The sequence below is a fragment of the Segatella hominis genome, assembly GCF_004535825.1.
Lineage (GTDB): Bacteria > Bacteroidota > Bacteroidia > Bacteroidales > Bacteroidaceae > Prevotella > Prevotella hominis.
In genome coordinates, this window is record NZ_SGVY01000029.1 from 37,465 (window position 1) to 47,699 (window position 10,235).

At 44.7% G+C, this 10,235-nt stretch carries 7 protein-coding genes; 1 reads left to right on the forward strand and 6 read right to left on the reverse strand.

Features of this window, described 5'->3' with window-relative positions:
• Window positions 1-89: 89 nt before the first annotated feature.
• From EXN75_RS11000 to EXN75_RS11020, 5 genes are all read right to left on the reverse strand, one after another.
• Window positions 90-944 (reverse strand): EFR1 family ferrodoxin, encoded by an 855-nt coding sequence (locus EXN75_RS11000; RefSeq protein ID WP_134843854.1) that lies wholly within the window; start codon window positions 942-944, stop codon window positions 90-92.
• Window positions 945-968: 24 nt separating this feature from the next.
• Window positions 969-1,355, reverse strand: coding sequence for a DUF1573 domain-containing protein (locus EXN75_RS11005; RefSeq protein ID WP_134843855.1), 387 nt, complete (start codon window positions 1,353-1,355; stop codon window positions 969-971).
• Between the two features lie 116 nt (window positions 1,356-1,471).
• A complete protein-coding gene (gene uvrA, locus EXN75_RS11010) occupies window positions 1,472-4,420 on the reverse strand; it encodes an excinuclease ABC subunit UvrA (protein ID WP_134843856.1) in 2,949 nt (982 codons plus the stop codon).
• A gap of 40 nt (window positions 4,421-4,460) precedes the next feature.
• The gene (rlmH, locus tag EXN75_RS11015; protein WP_118117122.1) at window positions 4,461-4,931 is read right to left on the reverse strand and encodes a 23S rRNA (pseudouridine(1915)-N(3))-methyltransferase RlmH; all 471 of its coding nucleotides are present in this window, start codon (window positions 4,929-4,931) and stop codon (window positions 4,461-4,463) included.
• 30 nt (window positions 4,932-4,961) lie between these two features.
• Window positions 4,962-5,297, reverse strand: coding sequence for a DUF4491 family protein (locus tag EXN75_RS11020; RefSeq protein WP_134843857.1), 336 nt, complete (start codon window positions 5,295-5,297; stop codon window positions 4,962-4,964).
• Window positions 5,298-5,480: 183 nt separating this feature from the next.
• Here EXN75_RS11020 and EXN75_RS11025 point away from each other — a divergent pair, with 183 nt between their 5' ends.
• Window positions 5,481-7,232: a phospho-sugar mutase gene (locus EXN75_RS11025; RefSeq protein ID WP_134843858.1), complete on the forward strand. Its 1,752-nt coding sequence runs from the start codon at window positions 5,481-5,483 to the stop codon at window positions 7,230-7,232.
• Between the two features lie 221 nt (window positions 7,233-7,453).
• Here EXN75_RS11025 and EXN75_RS11030 read toward each other — a convergent pair whose 3' ends face one another.
• Window positions 7,454-10,051, reverse strand: a complete 2,598-nt coding sequence (locus EXN75_RS11030) for a polysaccharide biosynthesis/export family protein (protein WP_134843859.1) — start codon at window positions 10,049-10,051, stop codon at window positions 7,454-7,456.
• Between the last annotated feature and the right edge of the window lie 184 nt (window positions 10,052-10,235).

Sequence of the window (10,235 nt, forward strand, 5' to 3'; positions counted from 1 at the left end):
TAATGATTTTTAATTATTAATGCTAATTTCGTTTGATTGATGCTTTATTTGAATGCTAAATGATAACTTTATTTGTTTGATAGAATTCTTTATTTGAAATAATATTGTCCCTTCTTCTGGGTCTGGTGACCAAACTCGATGGCATGGTGCGGACAATGGTGGTAACAATTGAAACATGTGAGGCAGTCGTCATGATGCAGCCATACAGGCATTTTCCCTTTACCGCCATCAATATCTCCAACGGGACAGACATGGGCGCAGATGCCACATTTCACACATTTGTCTGCTGTGACGTGAAAGCGCTTGTCTGTAATGAGAACTTTTTCAAAGAAACCACCCACAACCTTGGTGAAAAACCATGGAATAGGACCTTTTACCAATCTGCAGATACCTTCCTTACGATTGAAAATCTCCTCGCTGATTTCTTCCAGTTCCAATGCTGACTTCTCCTTTTTCCGAATCTCCTTTTCCTTCGGATCGACATCCATGAAAGGTAATCCTACGTATGACTCAGGCATGATGAGAGAGAAGGAAGAGGCTACCTCATGCACTCCGATATTCGATAAGGAAGAATTGGAGGCAATCGTTTCGTTGAGATTCTCTATGGTCAGTCCGATACTGTCACCAGCCGTACAGACAGCATAGGCGTAAACGGGGCTTGGAACTGGCGATTCATGGTTGGGGTGTACTTCTTCAGTTGGTAGATTGACCTGAAGTTTAGCTATAAATTCCCTGACAAGTCTTGGAACCCTCCAACCATGAACGGGGAAAACGAAACCAAGCCGTTCATCTTTTTCTAAGATGAACGGCTCAGTATATTGGGCGCCTGATTTTTTGATGAGCCTCATTTCTTCGGCAATATCAATCAGTCGCTCATGTGTAGCTGTTGCCAATTTGATGGCAGCCCAGCGGGTATTTCCTGTACCAGAAAAATAAAATATCATTTTTTAGTTTCAGTGCAATCAGATTTATTTCTGTTCTTCCACCATGACACCCTCGATGTAAAGGCGTGTCATCTCAACGTTGCCATTGCTGCGAACGGTGATAGACTTCTTGAAATGACCAGGGAACATACCCTTGCCATTGTATGTTACAGTAATCTGACCTTTATGACCTGGTGCGATAGGCTGCTTGGTATAGGCTGGAATAGTGCAGCCGCAACTGGCGATGGCCTGATTGATAATCAATGGCTTATTGCCTACGTTTGTGAAAGTGAAAGTAGTCTTCTGTACAGGAGACTTCTCGCTGAAGTTGCCAAAGTTGTGTACCACTTTATCAAACTTGATTTCTGCCTGTGCGCTTGCTGTTGCTACCATGGCAACAAGCATTGTCAGCGCTAAGATAAATCTTTTCATATCTTTGATTTTATTTATATTCAACTTTTTATTTGCATATTTGGATGCAAAGTTACGCATAAAGTTTAGTATTCTGCTACTTTTTTACAATATTTTATACTTAATCATGCGATATTCTATTCTTTATCAAGCAATTGAGCCAGAAATTGTCCTGTAAGACTCTTCTTGCATTGCATCACTTCCTCTGGCGTACCGGCAACAACCAGGTTGCCACCCTTGTCACCTCCTTCAGGACCGAGGTCGATGATATAGTCGGCGCATTTGATGACATCAAGATTATGCTCGATGACAACCAGTGAGTGCCCTCTCTCAATGAGTGCATTGAAAGCATGAAGCAGTCGCTTGATATCATGGAAGTGCAGACCGGTGGTAGGCTCGTCGAAGATGAAGAGGGTAGGTTCCTGATCTTCCTTACCGATGAAGAAGGCAAGTTTGACACGCTGGTTTTCTCCACCAGAAAGCGTACTTGAATTCTGTCCGAGCTTGATATAGCCTAATCCGACTTCCTGCAGAGGGCGTAAACGGCTGACGATGACGCGGCAGGAATCGAAGTCACCATTATTGTGCTGGTTCTTCTCGTCTGCAAAGAATTCGATAGCTTCGTTCACGGTCATGTTGAGCACATCATTAATATTCTTACCTCCGTATTGTACCTCAAGGATATCGTGCTTGAATCGTTTGCCTTTGCATGCTTCGCATTGCAAAACCAGGTCTGCCATGAATTGCATTTCGATTGTTACATAACCTGCTCCCTTGCACTCTTCACATCTTCCTCCCTCAGCATTGAAGGAGAAATAGGCAGGAGTGAATCCCATCTGTTTTGACAACGGTTGGTTGGCAAAGAGCGAACGGATGGCATCGTATGCCTTCAGATAGGTGGCAGGGTTGCTGCGGGAACTTTTACCGATAGGGTTCTGATCCACAAACTCCACATGCTTGATGGCGTTGACATCGCCTTCTAAGCCTAAGTGCTCACCTGGTGCATCTGCCACCAAGTCTAAATGGCGGCGCATGGCAGGGAAGAGGATTCCCTTGATGAGTGAACTCTTGCCGGAACCAGAGACACCTGTCACCACCGTAAAAACATTGAGTGGCAACTTGACGTCGATGCCTCTCAGGTTATTCATTCTGGCACCCTTGATTTCGATGAAACGGTTCCAGGCACGATGGCTTGTTGGTGTTTCTATCTTTTCATGATGGGTGAGATACTTGATGGTGTAACTATCAGGGTATTTCTCCAAGAGCTTCTGCTGGGCTTCCTTGTCGGTAGTAGAATACTCAGAAGCAGGACCTGCATAAACCAGTTGACCGCCCAGACGACCAGCATCCGGACCGATATCTATCAGGTAGTCGGCAGCCCGCATGATTTCCTCGTCATGCTCTACGACGACTACCGTATTTCCTAATTGCTGCAATTCTCTCAGCACCTTGATGAGTCGTGCTGTATCTCTGCTGTGAAGACCGATGCTTGGCTCGTCGAGAATATAGACACTTCCTACAAGTGAAGAACCTAAGTTGGTGGTCAGGTTGATGCGCTGGCTTTCACCTCCTGAAAGGGAGTTGGAAAGACGATTGAGCGTGAGATAACCGAGTCCCACATCCAGCAGGAACTGCAGACGGTTGGTAATCTCGGCAAAAAGTCTTTTGCTCACGCATTTCTCGTGTTCGGTCAGTTCCAGTTTGGTAAACCAGATCTTGAGATTGGTGATAGACATCTCCACGAGTTCAGTAATACTTTTGCCGCCAATCTTCACGTAGTTGGCTTCTTTCTTTAAGCGAGTGCCGTGGCAATCTGGACAAATCGTCTTGCCGCGGAATCTGCTGAGCATCACGCGGTACTGTATCTTATATTGGTTTTCCTTCACCATTCTGAAGAATTCGTCAATGCTCACCCTGTCGTGTGGCTCACGATCCTTCTCGGAAGGAAGACCATGCCACAGCCAATCTTTCTCTTTTTGAGAGAGTTCGAAGTATGGTTTGAAGATAGGAAAATTATAGGGTTCTGCTCTGCGGATAAATTCCTTGAGCCACATACCCATCTTCTCGCCTCGCCAGCAAACTACACAACCATCATAAACACTCAGGGAAGTATTAGGGATGACGAGTTTTTCGTCGATTCCGATTACACTTCCGTAACCCTCGCAGGTAGGACAGGCACCTAAGGGAGAATTGAAGGAAAACATATTGTCTGACGGTTCCTCGAAGGTCATACCATCAGCTTCGAAACGGGTAGAAAAATCATAGGCAATCTTGCTTGGCAAGAACAGGAGGCGGCAGGCGCCATCTCCCTCGTAGAATGCCGTTTCCGCAGAATCCATGAGACGGCTGATATCATCTTTTTCTTCACTTACGGAAGAACGGTCTATCACGAGAAAGATTTCCATCCCCGTTTCAGTCATCAGCTTCTTGAGTTTTTCGTCAGAGGCTTCAAGAAGATCCTTCATGCTTACTTCAGGCGAAAGCATTTCGCCGCTATTGGCTTTATCCAGAAAGTCTTCGATGCGTTCGAACTCGTTTCTCACCAAGATGCGTGCATATCCTTCCTGGATATACATCTCCAACTGCTTGCTGAGGCTCCGTCCCTCAGCGATGTGAAGAGGGGAAAGGATAACAAACTTGGTTCCCTTGGAATATTGTCGGGTACAAGATAAGATATCTTCTGTGGTATGGCGTTTTACCTCCTGTCCGCTGATAGGAGAGATAGTTTTTCCTATGCGTGCATAGAGCAATCTGAGATATTCGTAAATTTCAGTACTGGTGCCCACGGTGGAACGTGGGTTACGGGAAATAACTTTCTGTTCGATGGCGATGGCTGGTGGCAATCCCTTGATGAAGTCACATTCTGGTTTGCTCATTCGACCCAAAAACTGTCGGGCGTATGAAGATAGAGATTCCACATAACGGCGCTGACCTTCGGCATAGAGTGTGTCGAAAGCCAACGATGACTTACCAGAACCAGAGACACCCGTGATGGCAACAAATTTACCTTGAGGTATCTTGACATTTATGTTTTTGAGATTGTTAGCCCTGGCTCCTTTTATCTCAATATATTTATCTTTTGCCATTTTTTACTTTTTACCTTTTTACCTTTTTACTTTTTTACCTTTACTCATGATGATAAGGTTCACCTTTTATAATAGTACAGGCACGATAGAGCGCTTCCGTGAAGATGAGGCGCACCATCTGATGCGAGAAAGTCATCTTGGAGAGGGAAATCTTCTCGTTTGCACGGTCATAAACAGCCTGCGAGAAACCATAAGGACCACCAATGATGAAGACAAGTCTTCTGGCAGTAGCCTGCTTACGTTCTATCCACTTAGCAAATTCGATGCTGCGGAATTCCTGACCATGTTCGTCCATCAATACAACGGTATCTGAAGGCTGCAGGAGTTTTAGAATCATTTCCCCCTCTTTTTCCTTCTGTTGCTGTTCGCTGAGGCTTTTCGTATTCTTGAGCTCAGGAATAGTTGTAATATTGAAGGGCATATAGTGGGTGATGCGCTCAGCATAGTCCTTGATGCCCGCAATAAAATGCTTGTTTACGGTCTTTCCGACCAATATCAGTTCTGTCTTCATGATCGTTCTTTATTCTTCACTCTTCATTCTTCACTCTTTCCTCCTCACTTTCTCCTCGTCCCTGTAATATCCCTTTCCAATCCGTTTCGGATTTTTCGGGAACCAGCCTTTCTCGCATCGCTCTCTCTGTTCGAAGAGTTCACCGATGCTCCACAGACAGGAGGCACCTATCACGCCTAAAATGGCAGAGAAGAGTACATCGGCAATCAGAAAGGCTGCACCGATGCAGAGAATGCCGGCAACGAGGAATATCCACCAGAACCGGATGCCCGTATAATATTCCGTCTTCATCACGATAGGATGAAAGATACCTATTATTACAAAGGTGGAAATGGCGATGATAACGCCCGTATAATATATTTCCATATTTTTTTAATCTTAAATTATTACCATAAAACTAATACAATATTGCAAAATATCAGCCTTATTCTATTTTCATTTCCGTTTCAAAGTGCAAAAATACAAAAAAAACTCCAAACTTGTTGGGTTTATGAAATAATTTATATATCTTTGTACTCAAATTATTAATAACATATATATAATCAGACTATGGCTAATAACGCAGAATTAATCAAGCAGTGTGAAGAAAGAGCACAGCAGTGGCTCACTCCCGCTTTTGATGAAGAAACACGTAATGAAGTAAAGGCAATGCTCGAGGCTGAAGACAAATCAGCTCTTGTAGATGCTTTCTATCAGAACTTGGAGTTTGGTACAGGTGGTTTGCGCGGTATCATGGGCGCAGGAACCAACCGTATGAACAAGTATATTGTAGGTATGGCTACTCAAGGCTTTGCCAACTACATCCTCAAGGCTTTCCCAGGTGAGGAGAACCTCTCTGTAGTGGTAGGTCACGACTGCCGTAACAATTCTCGTCTCTTTGCAGAGACTGTTGCAGCTATCTTCTCTGCCAACGGTATCAAGGCTTATCTCTTTGAAAGCCTCCGTCCTACACCAGAGATTTCTTTCGCTATCCGCGAGCTCGGTGCTAAGGCTGGTGTGAACGTAACTGCTTCTCACAATCCTAAGGAGTACAATGGTTACAAAGCTTACTGGAGTGATGGTGCTCAGGTTTTGGCTCCACATGATACGGGTATCATTGAGGAGGTGAACAAGGTTACTATCGATCAGGTGAAGTTTGAGGCTAACTGGGATTTGATTAAGATTATCGGTGGTGAGATGGATTATGACTATATGACTGCTGTTCATTCTGCCATGATCGACCAGGATGTCATCAATCGTCAGAAGGACCTCGACATTGTTTACTCAGCTATGCATGGTACTGGTCGTGTCATCGTTCCTCTCTGCTTGCGTTCATGGGGCTTCCAGAATATCAATGTAGTTCCTGAGCAGATGGTTGTAGATGGCAATTTCCCAACCGTTGTTTCTCCTAACCCAGAAAATGCTGAGGCTATGACCCTTGGTATGAAGCTCGGTACTAAGTTGAATGCTGACCTCGTAGTAGCTACCGACCCAGATGCTGACCGTCTTGCTATCGTTTGCCGCGATGACAAGGGCGAATGGATGATCATCAATGGTAACCAGACCGCCATGATGTTCTGCTACTATATCATTGAGAACAAGAAGAAGTTGGGCAAGTTGAAGCCAACAGACTTCCTCGTGAAGACCATCGTTACAACAGAGGTAATTGCTGAGATTGCTAAGAAGAACAACGTAGAGTTGCGTGACTGCTACACTGGTTTCAAGTGGATTGCACGCGAGATTGCTATCTCTGAGGGCAAGCAGCAGTATATCGGTGGTGGTGAGGAGAGTTTCGGTTTCTTGCCATACGATAAGGTACGTGATAAGGATGCTCCTGCTTCTATCTGCCTCATTTGCGAAATCGCTGCTTGGGCTAAGGATCAGGGCAAGACTCTCTACGATCTCTTGATGCAGATCTATGCAGAGTATGGTTTCAGCAAGGAATTCACTGTAAACGTAGTTCGTCCTGGTAAAACGGGTGCTGATGAAATCAAGCAGATGATGACTGATTTCCGTGCTAACCCTCCACAGGAGTTGGGTGGCAGCAAGATAGTAACTTGGAAGGACTACCAGAGCTTGGAGGCTAAGCATGCTGATGGCAGTGTAGAGAAACTTGACATGCCAACAACAAGCAATGTACTCCAGTGGTTCTGTGATGATAACACCAAGGTGAGTGTTCGCCCTTCTGGTACAGAGCCTAAGATTAAGTTCTATATCGAGGTAAAGGATCCTTCATTCAAGTGCGCAGGTTGCTATAACCGTTGTACAGCAGCTGCTATGGAGAAGATCGAGGCTATCAAGAAGAGCTTGAACTTGGATTAATTAGTAGATTTTTATATTTCCGGCGAGAGGTCTCCTGACTTCTCGCCTTTTTATTGCTCTTTGCAAAATGATTTTGCAGAATAAGATTCATACATAATTATAAAAAAGAAACTCCCCAGATTCCTGACGAATCTGGGGAGTTTTATTAAATATAAATTAAATAATTTCAAACAAATAAGCGGTGCTATTTTTCAATAGATGGTGTTATTTGCATTGGAATATTACTTGCTCAAATTAGCAATTGTGGCAATCATGGCTGCGATGCTCGACATACTTGTACCGAGGCTCATCGTTTCTGCAATACTCATCTTGCGCTTCAACTTGGCAGGAACAACAATTTCGCAACCAGGTTGAACTTTAGCACCATGGCCAACCTTGGCAACCTTACCATTCATATAGATGATGTACGACTTACTCTTGATGGCATCAGAAGCAAAACCGCCAGCCTGGTCTATGTAGTAGCTTGCTCGTTTGCCCTTTTCATAGGCAACAGTATTGGCATACATTACAGCACCATTGATTTTTACGGTTCCTGTATATTGTGGAACGACCAGTCGGTCTCCTTCACGCAGTACCAGGTCATCATCGCAACCAGGATTCTTGAGCGCAGCAGCCAGGTCGATTCCTACAGGATATTCATCTGGAACATTGAATTTCTCCAATTCTGCATTCTTGGCTCCTTCAGCAACCTGTTGGAGATTGCCGCTGTTACTGCTTGCTGCCAACTGGAGGAGATTCTTCTGCTGTTGCTCACGCTGCATCTTCAGAACCGCTTCCATACGGGCTTTCTCTGCACTGTTGGCTCTACGAATCAAGCGAGCTCCCTTGATATATGCCTCATTGGTAGCTCCACCTGCCTTGTAGAACAGGTCGCTGATGCGGGAATTACGCTTGGTGAGTGTGTAAGCACCAGCAAACATAACCTCACCCTCGATGCTCACATTTTCCTGTTCGTTGTATGCAGGACTCTTGCGGATGGAAACTTCGTCGAAAGGCATCAGAACAAAGCCAGGAGTTCCATCAATGACAAAACCGTCCTTCAGGGAGAGGGTGAATGTCTGGGCAATCAAACTGTCTGGTTGCAATGCCTTGGCATCAGAAACACGGCGGCTTACGTTGACATTCACGGTGGATGCCTTGTCGGTCAGACCACCAGCCTGAAGAACGAAGTCTTCAATGGTTTCATTATCGGCATATTTGTAGGTTCCTGGATACTGTACCTCGCCGCGGATTGTGATGGTTCGCTCTATCAGTTTATCCTGTCGGGTAGGGATGAAGAGCACATCATTTTCCTTCAAAGGAATATCTGCCACCTTTCCGCTCATGATACCTGCGATATCCATACTGATAACTTCCAATGTACGGTCTGGTTTCATTCTGTGCATGACCGCTCTATTGGTGAATGCATCTTCAGTAAGACCCTCTGCATGTTCTACCAGAGAACGAACGCTGTTGATCTGTTCGCCGATATTGTACATACCAGGACGGAATACAGCACCCTTTATTTCTACCGTATTGGCATATCTTGGCAAGATGGAGTCAACGCTTACAGAATCGCCATCAGCAATGTGGAAACTGACAAAGTCGAATTCGTCAACATTGAATACAGCATATTCTCTTCCTGTTTTTCTGTTCACACGTACCGATTTCTTATAAGCATCACCAGTGAAATTGCCGGCATACTTGAGCAGGGAATTGATGCTCTCGTTCTTTTTCATCTCATAGAACATCGGGCGTTTTACCTTACCCGTAATGTTGACCAGACAGTCGTATGGACCCACTACGATCACATCATTGTCTGCAAGTCGTACATTGCCTGTCAACTTACCATTGAGGATGTAGTCGTAGATATCAACTACAGTAACCAACCTGTTGTTTCTATATACCTTAATATTACGGAGTGTACCCAGATCGTTGGTTCCTCCAGCCATGTAGAGGGCATGGAAAACGGTAGCGAAGGCTGAGAGGGTATAGGTTCCAGGAGCCTTTACCTCACCCATCACATTGACCATAATGGTCTTGGTCTGGCCTACTGTCAACTTGATATGGCTGGAAGAATATCTGCTACCTAATGTACCGCGCAATCTTGCATTAGCCTGAGCAACGGTGAGGCCGCTGACATTCACCGGACCATACCCCTCGATGGTAACAGTTCCATCTGGAGAAACAGTACTCTCGATGGTTTTCTGGGATGCACCATAGATGTCGATGATGACAGCATCACCAGGACCCAAGCGATAGTTCTGTGGGGTTGCGATATTCATATTAGGCTCAAAGCTCAACTCCTTATTATTAAAGATGTCGCGACCGAAGACCTTCTTGCGATTGTACTTCTGTTCAGCCAGCAAATGGCGGAGCATCTGTGTAGAGTCAGGATAGATGCCATACATTTCATTCTGCATATCCATGTACTCTTCATCATGATTGTCGTATGTATGATTATAGGAGTAGTCGCGCTGGCCTTTGATTCTATAGTTGCTATAGTTGCTGGCCTCTTTATCTGCCTCTTTCCCATAATCTTCACGGGTTTTACCATTGTTGGTACGTAGGCGCGAGCCGTTTGATGAGACTTTTCCTGTAGCGCTGGCAAGGCCGCCTTGTTTGGCTTCCTTTTCATAGCGAGTGCGTACACGTCGAATCTGTGAAATATCAACACCGCGTTGCATCAACTTGGTGACGATTTGTGCATTCGAGGTTCCAGAGCCGTGCTCCTTTACCACAAATTGCATCACTTGGTCGTCGGTCATGCTGGAAGATTGAGCCATGGCTACTGATGAGACCATGAAAAGCATGAGCGAAAAGATGATTAATTTCTTCATTTCACTATTAATTTTGTTTTGTTTCTTTTATAATAACTCAAAAATTCGCAATTTGTTCCTTAATTCCGCAACACTATAGTTTAACATTATTTATAAGTGCCTGAGCAACAAAAAGTTGCCCAGGATTTTGCCATGTCAGAATTTTCACTTACCTTAGTGTTGCGAAAAGAAGACAAGCAAAACT